At 65.5% G+C, this 25,578-nt stretch carries 23 protein-coding genes and 2 tRNA genes; 15 read left to right on the forward strand and 10 right to left on the reverse strand.

Translation table 11 applies throughout. The annotated features are described in order from the left end of the window. Nucleotides 1-132 precede the first annotated feature (132 nt). The gene (locus tag ACYQ3G_RS02885; RefSeq protein ID WP_459822196.1) at nucleotides 133-609 is read right to left on the reverse strand and encodes a CBS domain-containing protein; all 477 of its coding nucleotides are present in this window, start codon (nucleotides 607-609) and stop codon (nucleotides 133-135) included. Between the two features lie 54 nt (nucleotides 610-663). Further along, a complete protein-coding gene (locus tag ACYQ3G_RS02890; protein WP_459822198.1) occupies nucleotides 664-1,914 on the reverse strand; it encodes an HD domain-containing protein in 1,251 nt (416 codons plus the stop codon). Nucleotides 1,915-2,158: 244 nt separating this feature from the next. Here ACYQ3G_RS02890 and rplM point away from each other — a divergent pair, with 244 nt between their 5' ends. The 4 genes from rplM (at nucleotide 2,159) to ACYQ3G_RS02910 (ending at nucleotide 5,248) form a co-directional block, all read left to right on the forward strand. Beyond that, nucleotides 2,159-2,587 carry a 50S ribosomal protein L13 gene (gene rplM / locus ACYQ3G_RS02895; protein ID WP_028577142.1) on the forward strand — a complete coding sequence of 143 codons (429 nt, stop codon included), beginning with the start codon at nucleotides 2,159-2,161 and terminating at the stop codon, nucleotides 2,585-2,587. Nucleotides 2,588-2,605: 18 nt separating this feature from the next. Beyond that, nucleotides 2,606-2,998: a 30S ribosomal protein S9 gene (gene rpsI, locus ACYQ3G_RS02900; RefSeq protein ID WP_028577143.1), complete on the forward strand. Its 393-nt coding sequence runs from the start codon at nucleotides 2,606-2,608 to the stop codon at nucleotides 2,996-2,998. A 75-nt stretch (nucleotides 2,999-3,073) separates the two neighbouring features. Continuing rightward, nucleotides 3,074-4,354 (forward strand): radical SAM family protein, encoded by a 1,281-nt coding sequence (locus tag ACYQ3G_RS02905; RefSeq protein WP_459822201.1) that lies wholly within the window; start codon nucleotides 3,074-3,076, stop codon nucleotides 4,352-4,354. 3 nt (nucleotides 4,355-4,357) lie between these two features. Beyond that, complete coding sequence (locus ACYQ3G_RS02910; protein ID WP_459822203.1) at nucleotides 4,358-5,248, forward strand: DMT family transporter; 891 nt, start codon at nucleotides 4,358-4,360, stop codon at nucleotides 5,246-5,248. Between the two features lie 21 nt (nucleotides 5,249-5,269). Here the strand turns inward: ACYQ3G_RS02910 and purM are convergent, their stop codons facing one another. Beyond that, complete coding sequence (gene purM, locus ACYQ3G_RS02915; RefSeq protein WP_459822205.1) at nucleotides 5,270-6,343, reverse strand: phosphoribosylformylglycinamidine cyclo-ligase; 1,074 nt, start codon at nucleotides 6,341-6,343, stop codon at nucleotides 5,270-5,272. A gap of 69 nt (nucleotides 6,344-6,412) precedes the next feature. Between purM and ACYQ3G_RS02920 the strand changes: the two genes are divergently transcribed. Together ACYQ3G_RS02920 and amrS are read left to right on the forward strand one after the other, a co-directional pair. Continuing rightward, a complete protein-coding gene (locus ACYQ3G_RS02920; protein WP_459822207.1) occupies nucleotides 6,413-6,739 on the forward strand; it encodes a hypothetical protein in 327 nt (108 codons plus the stop codon). Then, a complete protein-coding gene (gene amrS / locus ACYQ3G_RS02925) occupies nucleotides 6,736-7,776 on the forward strand; it encodes an AmmeMemoRadiSam system radical SAM enzyme (RefSeq protein ID WP_459822209.1) in 1,041 nt (346 codons plus the stop codon). The genes ACYQ3G_RS02920 and amrS overlap by 4 nt, the downstream gene beginning before the upstream one ends. Here amrS and ACYQ3G_RS02930 read toward each other — a convergent pair. Beyond that, nucleotides 7,773-8,276, reverse strand: coding sequence for a cob(I)yrinic acid a,c-diamide adenosyltransferase (locus ACYQ3G_RS02930; RefSeq protein ID WP_459822211.1), 504 nt, complete (start codon nucleotides 8,274-8,276; stop codon nucleotides 7,773-7,775). The genes amrS and ACYQ3G_RS02930 overlap by 4 nt on opposite strands. Then, nucleotides 8,270-9,547 (reverse strand): amidohydrolase, encoded by a 1,278-nt coding sequence (locus tag ACYQ3G_RS02935; protein ID WP_459822213.1) that lies wholly within the window; start codon nucleotides 9,545-9,547, stop codon nucleotides 8,270-8,272. Before ACYQ3G_RS02935 ends, ACYQ3G_RS02930 begins: the two co-directional genes overlap by 7 nt. Nucleotides 9,548-9,720: 173 nt before the next feature. On the opposite strand from ACYQ3G_RS02935, the gene ACYQ3G_RS02940 reads away from it, so the two are divergent. Then, entirely contained in the window at nucleotides 9,721-11,469 is a 1,749-nt protein-coding gene (locus tag ACYQ3G_RS02940; protein WP_459822215.1) for a methyl-accepting chemotaxis protein, read from the forward strand. 40 nt (nucleotides 11,470-11,509) lie between these two features. Here ACYQ3G_RS02940 and ACYQ3G_RS02945 read toward each other — a convergent pair whose 3' ends face one another. From ACYQ3G_RS02945 to ACYQ3G_RS02965, 5 genes are all read right to left on the reverse strand, one after another. Next, nucleotides 11,510-12,613: a putative NPN-dependent ornithine cyclodeaminase gene (locus ACYQ3G_RS02945; RefSeq protein WP_459822217.1), complete on the reverse strand. Its 1,104-nt coding sequence runs from the start codon at nucleotides 12,611-12,613 to the stop codon at nucleotides 11,510-11,512. A 40-nt stretch (nucleotides 12,614-12,653) separates the two neighbouring features. Beyond that, nucleotides 12,654-13,232, reverse strand: coding sequence for a pyridoxal 5'-phosphate synthase glutaminase subunit PdxT (gene pdxT, locus ACYQ3G_RS02950; protein ID WP_459822219.1), 579 nt, complete (start codon nucleotides 13,230-13,232; stop codon nucleotides 12,654-12,656). Next, a complete protein-coding gene (pdxS, locus tag ACYQ3G_RS02955; RefSeq protein ID WP_459822221.1) occupies nucleotides 13,232-14,116 on the reverse strand; it encodes a pyridoxal 5'-phosphate synthase lyase subunit PdxS in 885 nt (294 codons plus the stop codon). The genes pdxT and pdxS overlap by 1 nt, the downstream gene beginning before the upstream one ends. 98 nt (nucleotides 14,117-14,214) lie before the next feature. Continuing rightward, a complete protein-coding gene (locus tag ACYQ3G_RS02960) occupies nucleotides 14,215-15,111 on the reverse strand; it encodes a helix-turn-helix transcriptional regulator (protein ID WP_459822223.1) in 897 nt (298 codons plus the stop codon). Next, entirely contained in the window at nucleotides 15,098-18,775 is a 3,678-nt protein-coding gene (locus ACYQ3G_RS02965) for a PAS domain S-box protein (protein WP_459822225.1), read from the reverse strand. The genes ACYQ3G_RS02960 and ACYQ3G_RS02965 overlap by 14 nt, the downstream gene beginning before the upstream one ends. 171 nt (nucleotides 18,776-18,946) lie before the next feature. On the opposite strand from ACYQ3G_RS02965, the gene ACYQ3G_RS02970 reads away from it, so the two are divergent. From ACYQ3G_RS02970 to ACYQ3G_RS03005, 8 genes are all read left to right on the forward strand, one after another. Further along, nucleotides 18,947-19,324 carry a hypothetical protein gene (locus ACYQ3G_RS02970; protein ID WP_459822227.1) on the forward strand — a complete coding sequence of 126 codons (378 nt, stop codon included), beginning with the start codon at nucleotides 18,947-18,949 and terminating at the stop codon, nucleotides 19,322-19,324. 74 nt (nucleotides 19,325-19,398) lie between these two features. Then, on the forward strand, nucleotides 19,399-20,637 hold the full coding sequence (locus tag ACYQ3G_RS02975; protein ID WP_459822229.1) for a BaiN/RdsA family NAD(P)/FAD-dependent oxidoreductase: 1,239 nt from the start codon (nucleotides 19,399-19,401) through the stop codon (nucleotides 20,635-20,637). 65 nt (nucleotides 20,638-20,702) lie between these two features. Continuing rightward, complete coding sequence (locus tag ACYQ3G_RS02980) at nucleotides 20,703-21,182, forward strand: peroxiredoxin (protein WP_459822231.1); 480 nt, start codon at nucleotides 20,703-20,705, stop codon at nucleotides 21,180-21,182. 10 nt (nucleotides 21,183-21,192) lie between these two features. Continuing rightward, the gene (locus ACYQ3G_RS02985; RefSeq protein ID WP_459822233.1) at nucleotides 21,193-22,485 is read left to right on the forward strand and encodes a GGDEF domain-containing protein; all 1,293 of its coding nucleotides are present in this window, start codon (nucleotides 21,193-21,195) and stop codon (nucleotides 22,483-22,485) included. After that, nucleotides 22,482-22,952, forward strand: a complete 471-nt coding sequence (locus ACYQ3G_RS02990; protein WP_459822235.1) for an HAD family hydrolase — start codon at nucleotides 22,482-22,484, stop codon at nucleotides 22,950-22,952. Before ACYQ3G_RS02985 ends, ACYQ3G_RS02990 begins: the two co-directional genes overlap by 4 nt. A 117-nt stretch (nucleotides 22,953-23,069) precedes the next feature. Continuing rightward, entirely contained in the window at nucleotides 23,070-25,127 is a 2,058-nt protein-coding gene (locus ACYQ3G_RS02995; protein ID WP_459822237.1) for a methyl-accepting chemotaxis protein, read from the forward strand. 142 nt (nucleotides 25,128-25,269) lie between these two features. After that, nucleotides 25,270-25,346 (forward strand) — tRNA-Pro (locus ACYQ3G_RS03000). Nucleotides 25,347-25,353: 7 nt separating this feature from the next. After that, nucleotides 25,354-25,429, forward strand: a tRNA-Thr gene (locus ACYQ3G_RS03005). Nucleotides 25,430-25,578 lie beyond the last annotated feature (149 nt).

The raw sequence follows: 25,578 nt of genomic DNA on the forward strand, positions 1-25,578 counted from the left end.
TGCTGCGGACATATCGGAGAGGCCTCCCTTCCCGGTTGGACATGCGGACGGCGTTCGGGCACTGCGCCCGGCCTCATGGCCGGCGCGAAGTGGCGCAGGCTTCGCGACACGAAGCCTGCGCAACCGGACACGCTAGGGTATCAGCGAATCGCTGATCTCCTTGAAGAGGTCGGCCAGACAGACCACGCCGATGATGCGCCCGCCCTCCTCTACCACGGCCCGGCCGCGGCGGTAGTCGAGGAAGACCTCGAGCACCCTGGCCAGGGGATCGTTGGGCTTGAGCATGGGGATATCGTGCTGCAGACAGTCGGTGATACGGACTTGGGCGCAGCTGCGGCAGGCGATGGAGAAGGCCCGGTCCCAGTCCACCTCGTTGCCGTCCAGGACCGAGCCCTTGAGCAGGCACGGTCCGATGCCTTGGATCAGATTCCACATGGACAGGATGCCCAGGAATTTCTCGCTCTTGGAAAAAACCAGCACGAAACTGCCGTCGGGCTGCCTGCCGCGGATGTCCCGCAGGGCGCCGATGGCTTCGGACAGACTCGCGTCCTCGCGCACGATGGCGAAATCCGAACGCATGATGTCCCAGACCCTTTTGCGAACCAGCATGATGAACTCCAGTGTTGAGTATGTCGAAAAACAGGGTCCGCCCCTGTGGTGTCCTCAGTCGAAATCGGCCAGCAGCGCCCCGATGTGCAGCTCGTCGGTCAGGGACTGGTTCTGGTAGAGGTTCCTGATCCGCCATGAAGCCTGCTGCAGATGCGAGTTGGTTATGCCGTTGGACAGCGCGGTGTAGGCTTCGAGAAAGGCCGCGAGGTGGTCGCAGATCTTGAGCATGCGCCCGTCCTTGGGGCAGAAGCGGTCCTCGTTGTATTGTCCCTGGAGCTGCTCCCAGCCGACGACGCGCGCCACGCCGTCCTGCAGGATGGTGGCCTCGAACTCGGAGCCGACCTCGATGCCCAGGAAATACGAGAGCCGCTCCACGAGGTCGGTATACACCGAACGGTCCAGGATGGAAAAGAGGCGCTGCTCGAGTTCCTTGCCCTCGTACTCGCGGATCAGGTCGCCGATGCCCTGCACGGAACTCTTGACCGGCGAGATGATGTCACGGGTCAGGAGTTCCGGGATGTCGTGAAAAAGGCCGGCAAAGAAATTGTTGTGCCGCCGCACGGGACAGGCGCCCACGGCGATGCTGAAGAAATAGGCCAGGCAGGCCACGATGAACATGTGCCCCAGGACCGACGTCTCGGGGATGCGCGGGGTCTGGGACCAGCGCTTCTGGAAGCGCAGGCGGCCGCACATGAAGGCGAACTTGCCGAGCCTGGTCCCGGGGCCTTCCAGGAGCTGGCGCACGCCGGCCAGATCGAGGTGGGCTTCAAGGCCCTGGCGGAAGTTCTCCTCGATCTCGTCCATCTCCTCGTCCCACTGGTTCAGGTCTCGGATGAGGTGGAACTCCCAGCGGCTGGCGAAGAGATGGGCCGCGTCGAGGATGCGCGAGGCCAGGCTCTCGTCGCGCCGCACCTGGCGCTCGAAATGGGTGCGCATGGCGTCCCAGAAATCCTTGCCCAGGGGCTGGACCCTGGGCTGGAGTTCGTTCAGGACCCAGGCCGTGAGCTTTTCGTAATGGGCGGGGTTGGCCTTGATCTGGTAGAAGATGGGCGGCTTGATGTCGGTGATGACCAGCCGGTAGAGGTAGTCGAAGATGCCGCCGCGGACGATGTCCTCGCCCAGGGCCGACTTCTCCTCGGGCGACATGCCCTGGGAGTTGAGCTCGAACAGGAGCCAGGCCGCGATCATCTTGTGGGCCTGCTTGTCCACCTCCACAAGCTCCATGGGACGCATCTTGTCGTTCCAGCGCTTCATGAAGCTTCCGGAAAAAACGAGCTGAAGCAGGCCCTTGCGTATGCTGGCCACCATCGACCTCCGGGTGTTGCCGGGACCGTCCCGGCGGGTGAAAAATTTTCTTCGAATTCCTGCGAAAAATGCTTTACAAGCGGGCCCAGGACAGATAGCTGATTCGTTCCTTATCCCACAAGCATTGTTTCGTTACGTTGTAGCGGTTAGAGGGGTAAAGCACAACCATTTGTGCACGTTACCACCGATTTCAAGGTTGAAAGCACCCGCAACGACACGGGTTTTACCGGCAGGAGCCACAGAAATGAAGACCTACAGCCCCAAAGCAAGCGAACTGACCCACAAATGGTACCTTGTCGACGCCAAGGACAAGGTCCTGGGCCGTCTTGCGACGGAAATAGCCACCCGCCTCCGCGGAAAGCACAAGGCCGAGTTCGCCCCGCACATGGATAACGGCGATTTCATCATCGTCATCAACGCGGACAAGATCAAAGTGACCGGGCAGAAGCCCACCCAGAAGGTGTACTACCGTCACACCGGCTACGTGGGCGGTCTCAAGGAGACCACCCTGGAAGAAATGATGGGCAAAAGCCCCGAAACGGTCATCCACAAGGCGGTCCGCGGCATGCTCCCCAAGAGCGCCTTGGGCTACCAGCTGATCAAGAAACTGAAAGTGTACTCCGGCACGGAACACCCCCACCAGGCCCAGCAGCCTGAAGTGCTGGACATCTAAGCAGGGATGGAGAGGATTATGAGCCAAGATTTCTTCTACGGTACCGGCAAAAGAAAGACTTCCGTTTCCCGGACCAGATTGTACAAGGGCACCGGAACCATCACCGTCAACGGACGCGAGTTGGCCGACTACTTCCCCCGCGCCACGCTGCAGATGATCATCCGTCAGCCCCTCAAGCTGACCAAGACCATTGAAAAGTTCAACATCGCCTGCCGCGTCACCGGCGGCGGACTTTCCGGACAGGCCCAGGCCGTGCGCCACGGCATCAGCCGCGCCCTGCTGGAGTTCGATCCGGAAATGCGCGGCGTCCTGAAGCGCGCCGGCTTCCTGACCCGCGACTCCCGCGTCAAGGAAAGAAAGAAGTACGGTCAGCGCGCAGCCCGCGCCAGGTTCCAGTACTCCAAGCGTTAATCGCCTCTTGTTTTCGAACATTCCGGGGCAGAGGTGCATGCGCACCTCTGCCTTCTTTTTTTCAAGGAGCGCCGCATGAGCAGCAAAAAGATACAACCCGTCCTGGTGTTCGCGGATGCGGACGGCAGCGTGTACGACCACCCGGAACTGCTCATGCTCGTGCGCAGGGGACGGGAGCTGGCCCTGCCGCGCCCGGACGAGCTCATCCCCCTGCCCGAGGGCAGCGACCTCTACCTCCTCCCCGGGCGAAGCGCCCTGGGCCTGGACCCGGCCACGGGCAAAGCCGAAGCCCTGGAAGAGCGGGCCGTGGCCGCCTTCGTCTGCCCGTCCTACACCCTCTCGGCCACAGCCGCCTATCTCAAATCCGAAGGCGCGCCGAACCTGCCCCTTTTCGCCTACGGCGCGGTGGGGTTTGCCCGCGACCGCTTCTGGGTCGCGGCCACCCAGGTCGACAAGGACCGTCGCCAGGTCTTCACGGGCGTGGCCCCCGAAAGAATTTCCAAGGGCGCCGAGGACCTGCTCCGGCGCTACCCGAAAAACCGCCTCATCCAGCACCTGGCCCGCTGCGCCCTGACCTTCTGCTGCCCTGCGGCCAAGAACCTGGCCCTGGGGCGCTACGAGGGGCCCCTGCCCACGGCCAGGGCCTGCAACGCACGCTGCTACGGCTGCATCTCGCACCAACCGGCGGGCTCCGATTTCCCCTCGCCCCAGAACCGCATCGACTTCACGCCCACCCCCGAGGAGATCGTGGAGGTCATGCTCCTGCACGCACGGCGGGCCAAGAACCCGGTCCTGTCCTTCGGCCAGGGCTGCGAGGGCGAGCCCCTGACCGAGGCGGCCCTCATCGCCGAGGCCATCGGCCGCTTCCGCGCCCAGCACGGACAGGGCACGGTCAACGTGAACACCAACGCGAGCCTGCCCGAAGCCATCCCCGGTCTGGCCAAGGCCGGCCTCGACTCCATCCGCGTCAGCCTCAACAGCGCGCGGGAGGCTGTCTACAACAGCTACTACCGGCCCCACGGCTACGCCTTCGGCGACGTGCGGCGGACCATCGCCACGGCCAAGGAGCACGGGCTGTTCGTGTCCCTGAACTACCTGTTCTTTCCCGGCGTAAGCGACACGGAAAGCGAACTGGAAGCCCTGACCGAACTCGTCTCGGCCACCAGGCCGGACTATATCCAGATGCGCAACCTGAGCCTCGACCCGGAACTCTACCTGGGCTGCGTTGGCGATCCGACGGAACCGTGCATGGGCCTGGCCAATTTCATGAAGCGGCTCAAGAAGGCCTGCCCCTGGATCAACTACGGGTATTTCAACCCGTTCCTGCGGGACGGCGAACCCGTACTCTGGACGTAAGCCATGAACGACCGGACCCGGGGCCTTCTCAGCATGCTGGCCTCGACGCTGTTCTTTTCGGCCACCTCGACGCTCATCCACCTGGCGCCGGGCATCGACCCGTTCAAGACGTCGCTCTTCCGCTTCGCCATCGGCCTGACCCTGCTGGGCACGGCGGCCATGGGCCGACGCATCCGCCTCGACTTCCACAACCCGGCCCTGCTTTTCGCCCGCGGCCTGACCGGGGGAATCTCCGTCTTCCTCTTTTTCTGGTCCATCAACGCCATCGGCCTGGGCAAGGGAACGCTCCTGAGCTACACCTACCCGGTCTTCGCGGCCATCTGGGGCGTCCTGCTGCTCGGCGAACGCGTTTCGCCGCGCACCTGGGGCCTCATCCTCCTGTCCTTTTTCGGCGTCGCGCTGACCTCCTCGGGCCGCGGCGACGACCTGCTGACCGCCATCGGCCTGAACGAACTTCTGGCCCTGGCCGGCGGCATGCTCTCGGGCCTGGCCATCGTCATCGTGCGCAAGCTCCGCGCCACGGAATCCTCCTACGCCATCTTCTTCTCCCAGTGCGTGGTCGGCTTCTGGCTCATGCTCATCCCGGCCAACGTCGTTCCGTCCGACATCGGCATCCGCGGCGGCTTCATCCTGCTGGGCATCGGCGTCACCGCGGCCATCGGACAGCTGCTCATGACCTATTCCTACAAGGCCCTCTCGGCGTCCCAGGGATCCGTCATCGCCCTGGTCACGCCGGTGGCGAACATCGTCATCGGAGTGGCCGCCTTCGGGGAGACTGTCACCCCCGTCAGCGCCGCGGGCATGATCCTCGTCCTGACGTGCTGCCTGCTGATCGGCCTGGAAAAAGAGCAAAAAAAGAGGCCGCAGGGTTCTGCGGCCTTGGCAAGCGCTTGAAAGAAAGGCCGGAAACGGCCGCTATGCGCAGGTGTCGGCGGCGGGAGAGGGAAAGTCGATGCGGACCTGCTCCTCGCCCTCGACACGCTCGACGATCTCGCCGATGACCCAGGCATCCTGCTTCAGGGCGCCCAAGCGATGCACCACGTCCACGACCACGTCCTTCTTCACGATCATGATGTAGCCGATGCCGGTGTTGAAGATCTGCAGCATCTCCTCCCAGGACAGCTTGCCCTCGGAGCGCAGCCACTCGAAAACCGGGGGCACCTTCCAGGAGCCGAAGCGGATCTGGGCCGTCACGCCCTTGGGCAGGACGCGCACGATGTTGTCGTAGAATCCGCCGCCGGTGACGTGGACCATGCCATGGATTTCCCAGTCGCGCATGACGTTGCGCACGGCCTCCACGTAGATGCGCGTCGGGGCCAGGAGCACCTCGGCCACGGTCTTGTCCGTGCCGGGGAAGATCTCGTCGGAAGCGAGACCCGACTGGGCGTAGAGCTTGCGGACCAGGGAATAGCCGTTGGAATGGACGCCCGACGAGCCGAGGCCGATGATGAGGTCGCCCACGCCGATGCTCGATCCGTCCACGACCTTGTCGTTGTCGACCATGCCCACGCAGAAGCCCGAGAGGTCGTACTCGCCCTCGGCGTAGAAATCCGGCATCTCGGCCGTCTCGCCGCCGATGAGCGCGCACTGGGCCTCCTTGCAACCGTCGACGATGCCCTTGATGACGGCCTCGGCCTTGTCGATATCGAGCTTGCCCGTGGCGAAATAGTCGAGGAAAAAGAGGGGCCTGGCGCCCTGGACGATGATGTCGTTGACGCTCATGGCCACCAGGTCGATACCCACGGTGTCATGCCGGTCGAAAAGAAAGGCGAGCTTGAGCTTCGTGCCGACGCCGTCGGTGGACGCCACCAGCACGGGGTCGTTGAACATGGACATGGACGGCTTGAAAAGGCCTCCGAACCCGCCGATATCGTTGACAACGCCCTTGGTGTAGGTCGATGCGACAAGGGACTTGATGCGGGACACGAAGGTGTTCCCCGCCTGGATATCAACCCCTGCATCCTTGTAGGCCTTGTCTCGCTGGGACATGTACATCTCCTTGTTTCTTCGCCTTCGACGAGCTATGCGTATTGAAAATCAATTTCACCGGAGGCCACGTTGCATAAACTCGTGACTGGTCCAAGTAAAGCAAAAACCAGGGCCTTGGCAAGGCTGGTCATGGCCCTGGTCTGCTGCGCCGCGTGGGCCGCAGGGGCTGCATGGGCCTCGGACATCGTCATCCATTCCGGCGAAGGCGAGGACACGGTCATGCAGACCGGGCCAGGGGCCGGCAGCGACGGAGGCGACGGGAACATGCGCATCGAATCAGACCCCGACAACGGCACCCTGATGCAGGTCACGCCGCAGCCCAGGAACACCGACGCGCAACAGTACCAGGGGCCGCTCATCATCGCCCCGGAAATCCACACGAGGGGAAGGAAATGACGACACCTGCGCTGCTTTGGCGGCCGCTCAAGGATGACACGGTGCAATGCCGGCTGTGCTCCCACTTCTGCCGCATCGAGGCGGGAGAAACCGGAAAGTGCGGCGTGCGCAGAAACGACGGCGGTCAACTCGTCTCCCTGTCCTACGACAAAATCGCGGCCCTGAACCTTGACCCGGTGGAGAAAAAGCCGCTCTTCCACTTCCAGCCGGGCAGCACGACCCTGTCCCTCGGCACCCCGGGCTGCAACCTGGATTGCGCCTTCTGCCAGAACTGGACCCTTTCCCAGCCGCCTCGCCAGGGTCTTCCCATCGAGGGACGAGCCGTCTCGCCCCGAGAAATCGTGCGCATGGCGCATTCGTCCGGAGCGGCGTCCATCGCCTACACCTACTCCGAACCGACCGTCTTCTTCGAACTCATGCTCGAAACCGCGACCCTGGCCCGCCGTGAAGGCCTGGCCAACATCATGGTCAGCAACGGCTTCCAGAGCCCCGAGTGCCTCGACGCCCTGGACGGGTTCATCCAGGCCGCCAACATCGACCTCAAGTCCTTCCGCGACGAGTTCTACCGCGACGTCTGCGGCGCCCGCCTGAAGCCCGTGCTCGAAAATCTCGCGCGCATACGCCGGCTGGGCTGGCACCTGGAGGTCACGACGCTGGTCATCCCCGATGAAAACGATTCCGATGGGGAGCTGAGGGACATTGCCCGCTTCCTGCGCACGGAGCTGGGCGCGGACGTTCCCTGGCACGTCTCGCGCTTCCACCCCTGCCACCGCATGATGAACCACCGGCCCACGCCCCTGGACACCCTGAAACGGGCCTGGGACATCGGCCGGGCCGAAGGACTGCACCACATTTTCGTCGGGAACGTCCCTGGGTCGGGACTGGAGAACACGGTCTGCCCGGGCTGCGGCAAGACCGTGGTCGAGCGGTCCGGGTTCACCGTGTTGCGCAACAGGCTGCGCCTGGGAGCCTGCCCGGACTGCGGGCAGGAGGTCATCAGGAAGGAGTGGGCCGGGATGCGGGAACAGGGGCGCTAGAACTCGATTCCCCGCCGCGCCTTGCCGCCCTGGGCGTAGATGTGCTTGACCTCGGTCACGCTGGAGACAATGTCGGCCAGCTCCGCGACCCAGTCGGGCGCGCCCCGGCCGGAGAGAACCAGGTGGCAACCCAACTCGCGGCAGCGTTCGATGAGGCCGCGCACCTCGCCTTCGAGCAGCAGCCCGTGGTTCAGGGCGTAGAGGGTCTCGTCCAGGATGAGCATGTCCACGCCCCGGTCGAGCATTTCCCCGGCCCAGGCCAGCAGGGCCTCGGCCTTTTGGCGGTGCGTGGGGAACTCCGCGTCGCGGAAAAACCCGGCGCCAGAGGCCAGGAAGCGCTCACCCAGCAGGTCCGCGAGCATCTTCTGCTCCCCGGCCTGGCCGTCCTTCTTCATGAACTGTCCGAAGGCCACCCGCAACCCCTGCCCCAGAGCCCGCACGGCCTGCCCCACGCAGGCCGTGGTCTTTCCCTTGCCGTTGCCCGTGTAGACGATCAGCACGCGTCCGCCTCGGGCGCCGTCCGCCCGGTCAGCCGGGCCACGCTGGCGCGGACCTGCTCCAGGATCTCCTCCTCGCCCTCGACCCTGCCCCCGAGCATGAGCACCCGGCCGTTGCAGATGGTCGTGTCCACGCAGGCGCTGCCCGCGCCGTAGATCAGGTTGGAGACGAGGTTGTGGCCCGGGACCATGCGCAGATGGTTCAGGTCCACGAGGATGCAGTCCGCGAGCATGCCCGTGGCGATGCGCCCGGCGTCGAGGCCGTACATGCGCGCGCCGTTCACCGTGGCCGCGTCGAGGGTCTCCTGGGCCGGAAAGACCGTCGGGTCCATGGCCGTGACCTTGGCCAGCAGGGACGCCACCTTGGCCTCCTCGACCATGTCCAGGTTGTTGTTGGAGGAGCAGCCGTCGGTGCCCAGGGCCACGCCCACGCCGTGGGCGCGCATGGCGGCGTAGTCGAACCGGCCCGAGGCGAGCTTCATGTTCGAGACGGGACAATGCACGACCTGCACACCGTTTTCGGCCAGCAGCGCCATCTCCCGGTCATCGACCCAGATGGCGTGGGCCAGGCTCAGGTTGGGGGCCAGCAGGCCCAGGTCATGCAGGTACTCCACAGGGCGCTTGCCGAAGCGGCCCAGGCAGTCCTCCACCTCCTTCCTCGTTTCGGAAAGGTGGGTGTGGATAAGCAGGCCGTGCTCCAGGGCGTAATCCCTGAGCCAGCGCAGGGAATCGGAGGACACGGTGTAGATTGCGTGGGGGCCGAGGATGAAACGGATGCGGTCGGAGCAGGACGAGCTGGCCTCGTGCAGGTCCATGACCTGCCGTTTCATGGCCTCGGCCCGGCCCTGGTCCTCGAAATCGAAGAAGGCCGCTGACAGGGCCGCGCGCATGCCCATCTCCTCCACCGCCCGGGCCGTGCCTTTCCAGTGCCAGTACATGTCGGCGAAAAAGGTCGTGCCGGACTTGATCATCTCCAGGCAGGCAAGCTTGGCCCCCCAGTAGATGTCGTCCTCGGTCAGCCTGGCCTCGAAGGGCCAGATGTGTTCGGACAGCCAGGTGTGCAGCTCCATGTCGTCGGCGTAGCCGCGGAGCAGGGTCATGGCCGCATGGGTGTGGGCGTTGTGGAAGGACGGCAGGATCGCCTTGCCCGAGCCGTCGATGACCACGTCGGCCACGGCGTCGACGTCCGTGCCGATGGAGTCGAAGCGGCTCCCCTTGATGAGCACGTCCACCACCTCGCCTTTCAGGCGCACCTTTCTGATCAGTATGCTCACGGGCACCTCCGATGTTTGGAGGTACCTGATAACGGCATCGCCGTGACGTTGTCCATAGAAAGGCCACTGTATCCGCCGCACGGGAGGAGTTGACACTTTTACGGCCGAGGCTATTCTCTTTTGCCTCGGGCTCGTCTATGTTTCGTCATACAACTTTCACCCAAGGGACTCCCATGAAAACGACCGACCCCTCCGCATCCTCCGGAAAAGGCGCTCTCTCCACGCTGCGGGGCAAGATCGCCGCGGCCGTCACGGGCCTCGTCGCCCTCAACGCCCTGGGGGTGGGCTGGGCGCTGCTGACGGCCTGGGATTCCCTCCCCGCCGCCACGCGCATCGTCCTCGTCGTCCTGCTGATCCTGGCCGCCGCGGCCGGCGCCTTCGCCATGAAGGCGCTACAGCGCGAGGCATCCAAGGGCGTGGCCGAGATCGGCGCCGTGTTCCAGAATCTCCAGGGGCAGGAGGCCGACCTGTCCTGCACCATGCAGGACGTGGACAACCCGGACCTGCAGCACATCTCCACCTGCTACAACGCCTTCCTGGGCAGCGTGCGGGAACTGGTCGAACGCATCAGGAAGATGGGCATCGACATCGCCCTGGACAGCACGCGCATGGCCAAGTCCGTGTTCGACACCCGCAGCAAGACGTCCCGCCAGGGCGCCATCGCCGAAGAAGTGGCCATGGCCAGCAACGAGGCCAACACGGCCATCGCCGAGATCGCCCAGAACACCCAGTACGTGGCCGAGAAGACCACCAGCAACCTGAACACGGCCCACAGCTCCCACGCCGAACTGCAGGACGTCACGGACAAGATCCACAGGATCAACGACATCGTCGAGTCCTTCCGCAACACCGTCGATGACCTGGGCAAGAGTTCGGCCAACATCCTGAGCATCGTGACCATCATCAACGGCATCTCGGAACAGACCAACCTCCTGTCCCTGAACGCGACCATCGAGGCGGCCCGGGCCGGTGAGCACGGCAAGGGCTTCGCCGTGGTGGCCGAGGAGGTGCGCGAACTGTCGAGACGCATCAAGCCGGCCACGGAGGAGATCTCCAACAACATCTCGGCCATGATCAAGATCGTCGAGCGCACGCAGACCGAGACGGCCCAGATCCTGGACTACGCACGCGACACGGACAGCGTGGTCACGGCGGCCACGGAAAATTTCCAGCGCATGATCGGGGATTTCGAGACGGCCAACGACCAGCTCATCAAGATCGCCGCAGCCATCGAGGAACTCTCGACCAACAACAGCGACGTCGTGCAGAAGGTCAACAACATCAACGCCCTGAGCCAGGAGATCGCCGCGGACATGAACGTCTCGGCCACGTCGGTGGACACCCTGAACGGGGTCACGGAGCAAATGCTCGAACTCGTGGCCCGTTTCAAGACCGGCGAGGGGAAGTTCGACGCCGTCATCGCCACGGCCAGGCAATTCCGCGACGACTACCAGACCCGCATCCAGGCCATGAAGGACCGAGGGGTCAACGTCTTCGACACCCAGTACAGGCCCGTGCCGAACACCAACCCCCAGAAGTTCCTGACGGCCTTCAGCGAAATCTTCGTCAAGGAGATGCAGTCCGTGGTGGACGAGAACGTCAAGAAAATCCCGGGCACGATCTACTGCCTGGCCATCGACCGCAAGGGCTACCTGCCCGTGCACCACGGCGCCGTGTCCCAGCCCATGACCGGCGACCCGGCCCGCGACCTGCTCCACAGCCGGCACCAGCGCATCTACCTGAACAACCGCACCGAGCAGCGCCGCTGCTCCCACACCGAACCGCTGCTCCTGCAGACCTACATGCGTGACACGGGCGAGATCCTGAACGACCTGTCCATGCCCATCTACGTGGACGGCAAGCACTGGGGAGCCTTCATCATGGGCTTCGACCCCCGCAAGATGTTCGCCGACGGCGCCTGATCCCTTTTCCCGCACGGAAGGCCGGCCCGGCCGGCCTTCCTTATCCCTTCCGCCTCTCGCCGCCCAGTCCCCGGTCCACTGTCACCAGAAAGTCCTGCACGTTGGTCAGCACCCCCCGCGCGCCCAGCGAACCCCGGTTGGCCAGCTTGGTGGTCACGAAATCCGACATGTCCACACAATAGAAGTAGATCGGCCGCACGCGTCCCTGCCAGACGGCGTAGGACGGCGTCAGGTTGCCCGTGGCGATGGAATGCAACTGCGTGGCCAGGGCGATGACCGTGGTCGCCTCGGCGGTCACGGCGCGCATGCGGGCCTGGGCCTCGTAGGCGCCGGCGATGGTTTCGGGCAGGGGGCCGTCGTCGCGGATGGAACCGGCCAGGACGTAGGGCACTCCCTTGGCGTGCAGGGCGTGCATGACGCCGTCGGTGACGAGCCCGGCGGCGATGGCCCCTTCGATGGAGCCCATGCCCCGCACGGCGTTGATGGCGTCGAGGTGGTTGTAATGCCCCAACCGCAGGCTCCGGCGGGAATAGATGTCCTGACCCAGGGCTGAACCGTACATGCTCCCTTCGAGGTCGTGCACGGCCAGGGCGTTGCCCGCCAGGACGGCATGCACGAAGCCGCGGCGGATGAGCCCGACCATGGCCTCGCGGGCATCAAAGTCGAAGACCGCGGCCGGGCCCAGGACCCAGACGATGCGGCCGTGGTCCCGCTCATGGCGCAGCAGGGCGTAGAGTTCGTCGTAGTCCACGGAAAACGCGGTCTCGCGACTGACGCTGCGGCGGAAGGAAAACTTGTCGGCGGCCTCGTCCGGACCTGCGAACCCGCGGGTGTGCACGAGAATGCCGTCCTCGCCGTTCTCCCCGCGCCCCACGGCCACTGCATCGCCCCGGCGCAGGTTGCGGAACTCGCGCACGGCCACGGCCTCGCCCTCGCGCACCATGACGCAGTCCATGCGCGAATGCGTCGGCAGGAACCAGTTGCCTGGCGAGAGATGTATGTATTCCGGAAAGATGGATGTGGCGTGGAAGTTTGCCGGCGCCACGCCATTGGCCGGGGCCGGCTCGAAGCGGGCCACGGGGGCGTCCCGGAGTTCCGGGGCCGAAAAGTCGGGTTCGCGGTATGCGGGCAGCGTGAAGTCCATGGGTGCCTCCTGTGGGCTACCCATAACAGACTTCACGCCTTTACGGCAACGCGGCCCGCGCAGCGCAAAGCTGCAGGAAGAATGCGTGCATTCGAGGGTCCGGCGTCAACTCCGGATGGAAGGAGGTGGCCAGCAGAAATCCCTGCACGAGGGCCACGGGCCAGCCGTCGTGGCGGGCCAGGACCTCCGCGTCCGGACTCGCCTCCGTCACGCGCGGCGCGCGGATGAATACGCCGGGGAACGGTGCGCCGCCGAGGCGCTCCAGGCGCAGGTCCGCCACGAAGCTCTCATTCTGCCGACCATAGGCGTTGCGGGCCACGGCCATGTCCATGAGGCCTGCAAAGGGCTCCTCGTCCTCCACCCGCCGGGCCATCAGGATGAGCCCGGCGCACACGCCCCAGACCGGGCGAACCGACCCGAAATCCCGCAGGGCCCCATCCAGACCGCCCCACGCGGCCAGGCGGCGCATGCTCGTGCTCTCCCCGCCGGGCAGGATGAGGCCGTCCAACCCTTCGAGCCCGCCGGGCGTGCGCACCAGTTCGGCCCGCACGCCCAGGAGCGAGAGCGTCTCCCGATGCTCGGCAAAGGCCCCCTGCAGGGCCAGAATCCCGATGCGCATCACCAGCCCCGGCCCGCGAACCTGCGTTCGCCCTCAAGGGTGCGCGCGGCGACGCCGGACATGGCTCCGCCCAGATTCTCGCTGATGCGGGCCAGGATCTGCGGGTCGTCGCAATGGGTCACGGCTTCGACGATGGCCCGGGCGCGCCGCGCCGGGTCAGCGCTCTTGAAGATGCCCGACCCCACGAACACACCGTCCATGCCGAGCTGCATCATCAGGGCCGCGTCGGCCGGGGTGGCGATGCCGCCGGCCGCGAAATTGACCACGGGCAGCCGCCCGAGATCCCTGACCTGGCGGACCAGATCCAGGGGCGCGCCGATTTCGCGGGCAAAGGCGACCAGTTCCTCCGCGGGCATGTGCCGCGCCCGCAGGACGCCTTCGCGCACGGCGCGGGCGTGGCGCACGGCCTCGACCACGTCACCCGTGCCGGCCTCGCCCTTGGTGCGGATCATGGCCGCACCCTCGGCGATGCGGCGCAGGGCCTCGCCCAGGTCGCGGCAACCGCATACGAAGGGCGTCCTGAAATCCTTCTTGTCGATGTGAAAGGCCTCGTCGGCCGGGGTCAGAACCTCGCTCTCGTCGATGAAGTCCACGCCCACTGCTTCGAGGATGCGGGCCTCCACGAAATGGCCGATGCGGCACTTGGCCATGACCGGTATGGACACGGCCTCCATGATGCCGCGGATCATGCCCGGGTCCGACATGCGGGCCACCCCGCCATCGGCGCGGATGTCCGCCGGCACGCGTTCCAGGGCCATGACCGCGCAGGCCCCGGCCTCCTCGGCGATGCGCGCCTGCTGCGGGTCGACCACGTCCATGATGACCCCGCCCTTGAACATGCGGGCCAGACCGGTGTTGAGCAATTCCTGTGTTTCCTGGTTCATGTCGTCCTCCCTGTGGATTGGACCGTCCTTGAACCAGCGGGGGCCAAAAAAGACAATAGCGGATTAATGCGGACAGAATATGGAAGAAAATTCCATATTCAGGACACGCCCAGGGACAGCAGGTAGGCGCGCAGGTTCGTCCGGCGGGTGTCCAGGCCGAGCTTGCGGCGGATGCCGTGACGGTGGGTGTCGACGGTGGAGGTGCCGATCCCCAGGCGGGCGGCGATCTCCTTGGTGGACAACCCTTCGCGGATGAGGTCGGCCACGCGCAGCTCGGCCGGGGTCAGGTCCTGACAGGCCGTGGACAGGCGATGCCGGAAGGGGTCAGTCAACTCCTGCAGGCCGTGCCTGATCTCGGCAGCCAGAGACCCGGCCTCCCCGCGGCAGGCCGTCTCCAGCCGCTCCAGGGCCGGCAGGATGCGGCGGCGGACGTTGGCCAGCACGGCCCGCTCCAGCTCCTCGCGGTCCTCCTCGCGCTTGCGCAGCAGCACCTCCAGGGCGACGTTCATGCCGCTCAGCTCGGCCGTGCGCTCGCGCACCCGCTCTTCCAGCTCCTCGCTGTGGCGGGCCAGAAGCTCCTCCTCGTTCTTGCGCGCGGTGATATCGGCCAGGGTGCCGACATAGCCGAGCAGTTCCCCGTCCGGTCCGTGCACGGGCCGGGTCTGCTCCTCGACCCACCCCGCGCGCCCGCTGGGGCAGGCGTAACGGTACTCGGCCCGGAAGAGCGCCGTGCCCTCGGACACCGCCCGCGCCCGTTCCCGCAGCAGCCCCGGCAGGTCGTCGATGTGCACGGTCTTGGCCCAGCCGTCGCCCAGGGCTTCGGCCTCGGAGAGCTCCATCATCTCGCAGAAGGTCGTGTTGACGAACACGCACTTGTCCTGCGCGTCGTCGAAAAAGATGCCCAACGGCGAGCCGTCGACCAGGACGCGCATCCTCGCGCGCAGGCTGGCCAGTTCGGCTTCGAGCGCCTGCAGACGGGCCTCAGGAGTCCGCATCGCCGTCCCTCTCCCTCGCCGCAGCCCTATCCCCGCACAGGCCGACCCGGTCCAGAACCGCCAGCAGCTCTGCCTGACTGACGGGTTTGGCGATGTAGTCGTCCATGCCCGCGGCCAGGAACTTCTCCCGGTCGCCGCTCATGGCGTAGGCCGTCATGGCCACGACGGGGATGCGGGATTTCGCGCCCAGGGAAACATCGCGCCTGATGGCGCCCGTGGCCTTCACGCCGTCCATGACGGGAAGCTGCACGTCCATGAGCACGAGGTCGAAGTCCTCCCTGCGCAGGGTTTCCACGGCTTCGGCCCCGTCCCCGGCCCGAGTGACCAGATGGCCGGCCTTTTCGAGCACCCGCCCGGCCGCGAACATGCTCACCGGGTCGTCCTCCACCAGCAGGATGCGCAGGCCCTGCGACGGCTGCGCACAGGGCGGAACCGTCTCGCGGACATCCCGGGCGTCCTCGCCCCGGCCCAGGGGCAGGGAAAAGCACATGGTCGTGCCCATGGGCGAACTGTCCACGCACAGGCAGCCGCCCATGAGGTCCATCAGGCGCCGGACGATGGCCAGGCCGAGACCCGCCCCCTGGTGGTGGCGGACAAAGGACTCCTCGCCCTGCACGAAGGGCTTGAAGATGTCGTCCACACGCGCGTCGGGGATGCCCGGCCCCGAATCGGCGACGCAAAAGAGTACCCGGGACCCGTGCCCGCAGGGCAGAAGACCCGCCTCGACCCGCACGAAACCGCCGGCCGTGAATTTGACGGAGTTGCCGACCAGGTTGAACAGGACCTGGCGCAGCCGCGATTCGTCGCCCACCAGCCGGGAAGGCACGTCGGCAGCCACGCTGAAGCTCAGTTCGATGCCCTTTTCCCGTGCGGACAGGGCGAAAAGGCCCATGACGGCGTCCCGCAGCTCGGCCATTTCGAAAGGCCTGCTGGCCAGCGTGAGCTTGCCGGACTCGATCCTGGAAAGGTCCAGCAGGTCCGTCAGGAGTCCGGTGAGACGGCCGGCCGCGGCGGCCGCCATGCGCACCAGGCGGACATGCTCGTCCGAGAGGCTCATGGACTCGAGCAACTGCAGAATGCCGAGGATGCCGTTCAACGGGGTGCGGATCTCGTGGCTCATGTTGGCCAGGAATCCGGACTTGGCCACATTGGCCGCTTCGGCGGCCTCCTTGGCCTTGCGCAGCTCGGACTCCTGGCGCTTGCGGGCCGTGATGTCCGAGAAGATGCAGGCGAACTGCATGGGCGCGGGGCGGAAGGCCGAAACCTCGAAAAACTTGTCAATGGCCCTGGAATATTCCTCGAAGAAGAGCGGTTCGCCGGTCAGGGCCACGCGCCCGTAGATCTCGATCCAGGCCGGCTCCGTCGCCGGCATGACCTCGCGCACTGTTCTGCCGACGACATCCGCAACCGAAAGCCCGGTGATGCGCTCGAAGGCGGGATTCACGTCCAGGAAGCGGTAGTCCGTAGGCCTGCCGCCCTCGTCGACGATGATCTCGTGCAGGGCGAACCCCTCGGTCATGTTCTGGAAAAGGGCCATGTACCTCAGTTCCAGATTCCGCAGGGCCGTGACATCCATGACGGTGCCCAGCACCCTGGCCACGCGCCCGCCCTCCCGGACGGCCACGGCCCGGACGTGCACCAGCATCTTCCGCCCGTCGGCAGACGTGAACGGAAGTTCGAGGTCGAAAGGCTGCCCGCCGCGCCGGCAGGCCTCCAGGGAACGCTGGACGAGTTCCCGGCCTCCGGGGTCGAAGCAGGCCAGGCTGCGTCGCAGGTGCTCCTTCGAACCGGCAGGGAACTCGTCGGGCGACATGCCGTGGAGACGGTACATCTCCCTGGTCCAGGTCATGGTCTGGGTGTCCGCGTCCCAGGCCCATCCTCCGATCCTGCTCAGGCTCTGCGTCAGGTTGAGGAGGTCCTCGCTCTTCTGCAGGTTTTCCTGGGCCCGCTTGTACTCCAGGATGTCCCACAGCAGGTTGCCCAGCTCGTCCAGGGTCTGCACGTCGCCGTCGTGGTAGTCCTCGGGCTTGTTGGCCACGGCCAGGATGGCCACGATCCTGTTACCACGCAGAATCGGCAGCAGGAGCTGGCGCACCAGCTCGGGATGCCCTGCGGGGACGCCCTTGCGGTGCGCCAGGGAGGCGTAGTCGTTGTGGATGACGGGTCTCCGCTCCCGCACGCAGTCGGCCCAGACCCCGGCGTGGTTCATATCGAAATGCAGGTCCTGGGTCACGGCCCGGAAACCCGTGGCCATGGTCCTGGAGGACCAGGCGTACATGGACAGTGTGCGCTGGTCTTCGTTCAGGAAATGCAGGAAGCCCAGCGTGCTTCCGGTCACGTCCTCGGCCTCGTCCAGGGCCTTGCGCAGCAGTTCCTTGAGGGGGTGGTTGATGGCGTACTCGCTCAGCCTCTGCCGCGCTACCAGCAGGCGCTCCCTGCGCACGCGCTCGGTCAGGTCCGTGGCAAAGGTCGACACGGCCGCGACGGACCCGTCGTGTCCCAGGACCGGGCTCAGGCTGTGCCGCATCCAGCGCCCCAGCCGCTCGTCCTCGAAGGTCAGAGGCTCCCCGGTACGCAGGACGCGTTCCAGGCGCTCCCGCCGCCGTGCGGCCACGTTCGCCGGCACCAGATCGTAGACGGATCGGCCGACGCACTCGGCCACGGTCCTTCCCACACGGGCGGCGAAGGTCGCGTTGCAGGTGATGACGGTCCCGTCGGTCTCGAACAGGGCCGCGGACTCTTCAATGGAGTCGAGCAGCGCCGCCAGGTTGGCCTCGGATCTCTTCAAGGCCTCGATGGAGCGCAGGTGTTCGGTCACGTCGATGTTCGCGCCGAGAATCCCCAGGATCTCCTCTCCCCTACGGATGGGCGCGACGATGCCGTGGAAGGCGCGCCTCTCGCCCGCGGGCACGAGGTACTCCACGTCGTGCTCGACGACGTGGCCCGCGTAGGACCTGGCGTTGGTGATCTTCCAGTTTTCGAGAATTTCCCCGGCGACCTCGGCCTGATCAGGCACCGTCGCCATGAGGTCGCCCCACAGGGCCACGGACGCTTCGCTCTGCATGACGATCCGTCCCTCGTTGTCCCGGGCCCAGAAATCGAAGGGGAGATTGCGCAGCATGGCCTGCAGGAGCGCGTCCTTGCGGGCCAGGGTTTCGGCCACTTCCCGCTGGGAGGTGATGTCGAGAAAGGTGATGATGACCGCGGCGACGGCCGCAAACCGTCCGTCGAACACGGGTTCGGTGTTGATGGACAGCCAGCGCTCCGTCCCTTCATCCCGTCGCAGCCGCATGATCTGGTTCCGCAGGGGCTTGCCGTCCGCCAAGGTGACCCTGGAAGGGTGGTCGCCGACAGGCCAGGGACTTCCGTCGGGGCGCAGGATGGTCCAGACGCCCACCTGGAAGGAGGATGGGGCCAGTTCGTGTTCGGCGCTGCCGAAAATTTCCCTCGCGATCCTGTTCCAGAAGCGGATGCTGCCGTCGGCATTCTGGATGATCACCCCGACAGGCGCGTTTTCAAGGAGAAAGGAGGCCGTGAGCCTCTCGTCATCCCCGGCACCCAAGCGGAGGCAGGAGCCGGAGCCGGCTTCGAGCTCCGCCACGCGCCGGCGCAGCCGGGCGACCTCGTCCTGCAGTTCTTCCCGCGACATCGTCTCTTGAGCCATGCACACCCCACCCTTGGCCGGTTTTCGCCATATCACTGCGATCCTTTACCCCGCCGGGCCCGATTTTCCAACATATTTGAACACGCAGGCCCGCCCGTTCCGTTTCCGTCCTTGATCACGGTCCCGGGCCGGCGTAAACAACAGGGGTAAAACACTTCCATGGAGCCTGACATGAAAACCGCTTTCGCTCTCCTCGCGTGCCTTGTACTGGCCGCACCGGCCCTGGCCGGCCCCTGGGTGGCCCTTGAACCAGTGACCCTCTCCGCCTCCGGCGCCGGCGCCTCCCTCCCGATTGGCGAAAAGATGGGCAAGATCGACAACCTGCGCTTCCAGATAGACGGCGCCACCGTGCAGCTGAACGGCCTGGTCCTGGTGCCGGTCAAGGGCGACCCCATCCCCCTCAAAATCCCCGTGCAGCTCAAGTCCGGCGAGTCCTCGGGCCTGATCAACATTCCCGGACCGGCCGTGGCCATCGACAAGCTCAACCTCGACTATCGCATCACCGACGGCCGCCCCGCCGCCATCACGCTGCGCGTCAAGCAGGACTGATGCGGCCGGATCCGTCAATAATGGTTTACTTCCGTCCCGAGGCCCTTCAGAATGCATTTTTTTGAAGGATGCCCATGAAACATACCGTCATCGTCATCGGCGGAGGCCCCTCGGGACTCCTGGCCGCAGCCACGGCCGCTTCCCGGGGTGCCGGCGTGACCCTGCTCGAACGCATGGACCGCCCGGGCCGGAAACTCAGGATCTGCGGCAAGGGGCGCGGCAACATCGGCAACACGGCCCCCCTTGACGAGTTCCTGACGCACTTCGGCCGGAACTTCCGTTTCCTGCGGCCGGCCCTGGCCCACTTCTTCACCCCCGACACCATCGAACTGCTCGCCGGGCTCGGCGTCCCGGTCAAGGAGGAGCGCGGCGGACGCCTCTTTCCCGTCAGCGACAATGCCCAGGACCTCGTGGACGCCTTCGTGCGCCACGCCCGCACAAGCGGGGCGACCATCCGTACCGGCTGCCGGGTCGGCGACGTCCGGCGACGGACCGATGGCTTCGCGGTCCGCTTCGGCGCCCAGACCCTCACGGCGGACAGGGTCATCCTGTCCACGGGCGGCGCGTCGTACCCGGCCACCGGCTCCACCGGCGACGGCTACGACCTGGCCCGCAGCCTCGGCCACGGCATCACCGCCATCGCCCCCGCCCTCATCCCCCTGGTCACGGCCGGCGACACGGCCGGGCGCCTTCAGGGCCTGTCCCTGAAGAACGTTCGCGCGGAGCTCCGGGTGGACGGGAAAAAGGCGACCGAACAGATGGGCGAGATGCTCTTCACGCATTTCGGCCTGTCCGGCCCCATCATCCTGACCCTGAGCAAGGCCGCCGTGCAGTCCGTGGACCAGGGCCGAAAGACCGAAGTGCTCATCGACCTCAAGCCCGCCCTGGACCCCGCCAAGCTCGACGCCCGCCTGCAGCGCGACCTGAAGGAGCACGGCAAGATGCACATGGAGAACCTGCTCAAGGGGCTCATGCCGCCGAAGCTCATCCCCGTTTGCCTCGACCAGACCGGCCTGGCCGCGGACAAGGCCGCCCACCAAGTCTCGGCCGAGGAGCGCAAACGGCTGCGTCTGTGGCTCAAGGAGCTGCGCTTCACGGTCAGCGGGTACCGCCCCCTGCGCGAGGCCATCGTCACGGCCGGCGGGGTCAGCCTGACGGAGGTCAACCCCAAGACCATGGAGTCCCGGGTCTGCCCGGGCCTGTTCCTGGCCGGAGAGGTGCTCGACATGGACGCCGACACGGGCGGCTTCAACCTCCAGGCGGCCCTGTCCACGGGCTATCTGGCCGGACTGAGCGCCGCCACCGCGCCCTGAGCTTGCACGCCCCTTGGGGATGGGCTACGTAGCCCATGAGTACGTATTCCCCACAGGAGCAGCACATGATGGATTTCAAGATTCCCACCCCCGGCGAGCCGGCCCCGTCCTTCTGCCTGAAGAGCGCCTCCGGCTCCGACGTCCGGCTGGAAGACCACCGCGGCAAATGGGTGGTCCTCTACTTCTACCCCAAGGACAACACGCCGGGCTGCACGGTCGAGGCCCAGGAGTTCTCGGCCCTGAAGGACCAGTTCGCGGCCCTGAACGCCGTGGTCCTGGGCATGAGCCCCGACTCGGTCAAATCCCACCAGAATTTCACGGGCAAGCACGAGCTGCTGGTCGACCTCCTGAGCGACCCCGACCATCAGGTCCTGGAGCACTTCGGGGCGTGGCGCCTGAAAAAGAACTACGGCAAGGAATACATGGGCGTGGCCCGCTCGACCTTTCTCATCGACCCGGCCGGCGTGGTCCGCCACGCCTGGCCAGAGGTCAAAGCCGCCGGACACGCCGCCGAAGTGCTGGCAAAGCTGCAGTCCCTGGCCTGAACCAACCGCCATGGCGCGCAACGCGAACGCCCTGCTGGCCGAGATGCGGGACCTCATGTCCGCCGTCGAGGCCAGCGCCGGCCTGGGTGACGCCCGAAGCCTGCGCACGAACCTCAAGGCCCTGGGGGCCTGGATCAGGGAACGGATCATCCACGCCCCGTCCCCGGCCAAGCGTGTGGTCGAGGAGAACGAGGACCTGCGTCAGCGCCTCCGGGTCTCCAAGGGCGGCTTCGACGCCATGGTGACCTCCTACAAGGCCCTGCTGGACACCTTCGAGACCTTCCGCGGGACCATCGACCTGGTCCAGCAGGTCAAGCGCCTGGAAGACCTGCCCGCGATCCTCGAATCCATCCGCACGCTGCGCAGCCTCCACACCCTGCACCTGGTCCTCGACCGGGACATCTTCGAGGACCGCATCCCGGACGACATCGGACATGCCCCGGCCCGGATCATCCGCGAGCGCATCCGGCAGTTCTCGCCCACGCCCCACGCGCCGCGCCTCTTCCTCGGCGAGGTCGGGCGCATCGAGAACCCGGGCTTCTTCCTGGGACTCGAACACGACCCGCCCCAAGGCTCCTGCTTCATTTTCGCTCTCGGACACAAATACCAGCAGGGCAAGACCATCGGCATCGTCTCGGCCTACGATCCCGACCCCGAGCGCTACGCCCCGGACAAGGCCACGGATTTCCTCGGCCACTTCTGCGACATCCTGGCCTGCACCCTGATCACGGCCCTGGAGCACGCCCAGCTCGAAGAACTGACCGTGCGCGACGCCCTGACCGGCGTGAACAACCGCGCCTACCTGGAGCGGCACGCCCCGCGCATCCTGGACTTCGCCGTCCGCAAGGGGCTGCCCGTGCACCTGCTCTTCATCGACTTAAACGGCTTCAAGGCCGTAAACGACACCCTCGGCCACGAGGCCGGCGACCTGGTCCTGGTGGGGGTGGCCCGGGCCATCAGGGGCATGGTGCGCAAATACGACATCTTCGTGCGCATGGGCGGCGACGAGTTCGTCATCCTGCTTCCGGGCACGGACGCGGCCATGGCCGCATGCTTCGTGCAGCGCCTGCGCGAAACCCTGGACGAAATCGACGTCTCGGACCTGTGCGGCATGGACACGCGGCTTGGCATATCGGCCTCCGTGGGCGTCAGCCGCCACAGGCCAAACCAGAGCCTGGACGAACTGATTCGCGCTGCGGACCTCCGCATGTACGAGGAAAAAAACCTGCCCCGCGCGCACAACCACCAACCATGCCCCGATGGCGGCCATGCCGCCAGGCCGGCCGGCACGACGGAACCATGATCGAACTCGACATCCCCGGCTTCGGCCAACTGACGCTGCACCACCTCGTCCTGGACTACAACGGCACCCTGGCCCTGGACGGGCGTATCCAGCCCGGCGTCCTCTCGCGCCTGACCCAGCTCGGTGCAGTCCTGAACACCCACATCCTCACGGCCGACACCTTCGGCACCGTGCGTTCGACCTTCGGGCCGAGCGACCACAACGTGCACATCCTCCAACCCGGCGACGAACGAAAAGCCAAGGCCGACTTCATCCGCGCCCTGGGCCCGCAGTCCTGCGTCTGCATGGGCAACGGCAACAACGACGCGGAAATGCTTCGCCACGCCGGCCTGTCCGTGGCGGTGCTCCAACCCGAAGGGGTGGCCATGGCCGCCCTGAACGCGGCGCACATCCTCGTCCCCGGCATCGAGGCCGGACTCGACCTGCTCCTGCACCCATCGCGGCTCAAGGCCACGTTGCGCTTCTGATCCGAGCCCCTGCGCGGGGCAGATCAATTTCCTATTCGTAATATTGATCATTACTCACTTCTTGCATATAAACGTACTACAATAGCCGTAGTACCACACTGACAGGAGGGAGGTTCCTTGAACATACACGCCATCAGATTCACGACCAAGCTCTTCACGGGCATCCTGGCCATTTTGGCCCTGTCCCTTGTCCTGGTCATCGCCGTGACGACGATAGACGTCCGCAAGGGGCTCTTCGAGATGGGCAAGAATTCCGTCGAAAGCACGGCCAGTTCGGTCTTCAACTCCCTCAACGCGCAGAACTCCCTGCTGCAGGAAAAGCTCGCCGCGGACATGATCATCCTGGAAGGCGAACTTGAGCGGTACGGAACCTTCGACCTCGATTCGAGCTACATGCTCGACCGGACCGTCACCAATCAGGTGACCAAGGCCCAGGAACAGGTCAAGATACCGCGCCTGATGCTCGGCGGCACGGTCATGAACGGCAACACGGGCATCGTCGACAAAATCCAGATGATGACGGGCGGCGTGGCGACCATTTTCCAGGTCGTCGACGGAAAGCTCCTGCGCGTATCCACCAACGTCCGCATCAACGAGACAGACCGCGCCGTGGACACCTTCATCCCCTCCGACAGCCCGGTCTACAAGGCCGTCATGAACGGCGAAACGTACGACGGCCGGGCCTTCGTGGTCGACGACTGGTACGTGACCAGCTACAAGCCCGTGCTCAACGCCGACGACAAGATCGTGGCCGTCCTCTTCGTGGGGCGCAGGATTCTCACCCCGCAACTGCGGGACATGATCAACACGACCAAGGCGGCCGGCGTCGGCTATTTCTTCATATACAACTCCAAGGGCGATGTGCTCATCCACCCCACTCTCGAAGGACAAAACATCTTCGAAGTCCAAGGCATCGGCGATGCGTTCCGGAACCACAAGGATGGATTTCTCGAATACCAATGGAACGGCGAACAGAAGATCACCTTCACCAAATTCTTCGAGCCCTGGGATTGGCATATCGCCGTGGGCCTGAACAACGTACAGATGGTCCAGGGCATTGACCGGAAGATCATCATCAAGACCATCCTCGTCGGAGCGGGCGCGATGCTCTTCGGCGTCCTGGTCGCCATCGTGCTGGTGCGGGCCATCACCCGTCCGCTGAACCGCATCGCCGAGCAGAGCCTCAAGGTGGCCGAGGGCGACTACACCATCACCTTCAACCATGCCGCCAAGGACGCCATCGGGCATCTGTCGGACGCCATGAACACCATGGTCGGCCGGACCAAGGAAATGCTCGGCGAGATCACCGCCGCGACCCAGGCCCTGGCGGCCGCATCCACGGAACTGTCGAGCATCTCCACCCAGATGACCGACGGGTCGAACCGGACCGCGAGCATGGCCAACGCCGTGAGCAGGGCCACGGGCGAGGTCACGGAGAACATGACGTCCGTATCGGCGGCCATGGAGCAGGCCTCGGTCAACATGAACACCGTGGCGGCCGCGGCCGAGGAGATGTCCGCCACCATCCACGAGATCGCCCAGAACTCTGAGCGGGCCAAGAACACGACGGAAAGCGCCGTGACCAGGGCCCAGCAGGCTTCGGGACGGGTCAACGAGCTCGGCGAGGCCGCACGGGAGATCAACACCGTGACCGCGACCATCACGGCCATCTCCTCGCAGACCAACCTGCTGGCCCTGAACGCCACCATCGAGGCGGCCCGCGCCGGCGAGGCCGGACGCGGGTTCGCGGTGGTGGCCAACGAGATCAAGGAGCTGGCCCAGCAGACGGCCAGGGCCACGGACGACATCCGCGACCGCATCAGCGGCATCCAGTCCGTGACCAGCCAGACGGTCCACGACATCTCCGACATCTCCGGCGTCATCTCCGAGGTCAACGACATCGTCACCACCATCGCCGCGGCCGTGGAGGAGCAGTCCGTGACCACCCGCGACATCGCCGAGAATGTGGGGCAGGCTTCCACGGGCATCACCGAGATCAATTCCAACGTCGCCGCCAGCTCGGCCATGACGCGCAACGTGAGCAGGGACATCGAGCAGGTCCGGACCGCATCGGGCGAGATGACGGCCAGCAGCCAGACCGTGCAGTCCAGCGCGCGGGAACTCTCGGAACTGGCCGAGCGCCTGCGCGAACAGGTGTCCAGGTTCAGGATCTGAGCCGAATATCCCGGGAGCGGCGGCCGGCGGGCCGCCGCTCCCTGCTTTTCCCGTCCCGGACGCCCCGGCATGTTCTTCGAAATATTCCGCAAAAAAGTGTTTGACAAAGACCGAGGCTCTCCATAGAAGCGTCTTCTCGTGTCGGGATGTAGCGCAGCCTGGTAGCGCACTTGAATGGGGTTCAAGGGGCCGGAGGTTCAAATCCTCTCATCCCGACCAGACACAAGCCCACATAGCTCAGTTGGCAGAGCGCGTCCTTGGTAAGGACGAGGTCAGCAGTTCAATCCTGCTTGTGGGCTCCAGACATCAAAGCCGGTCATCACGACCGGCTTTTTTGTTTTGGGACTCCGGACGATGCGAGGCCCCGAACTTCCGTCACGCTACGAATCTTTTTCACAAGCTTCTCTTTTGCCGCCTCGCCTGCTAGGTCTTCCCGGTCACGAAACTTTCT

This window comes from Desulfomicrobium salsuginis (assembly GCF_054657795.1).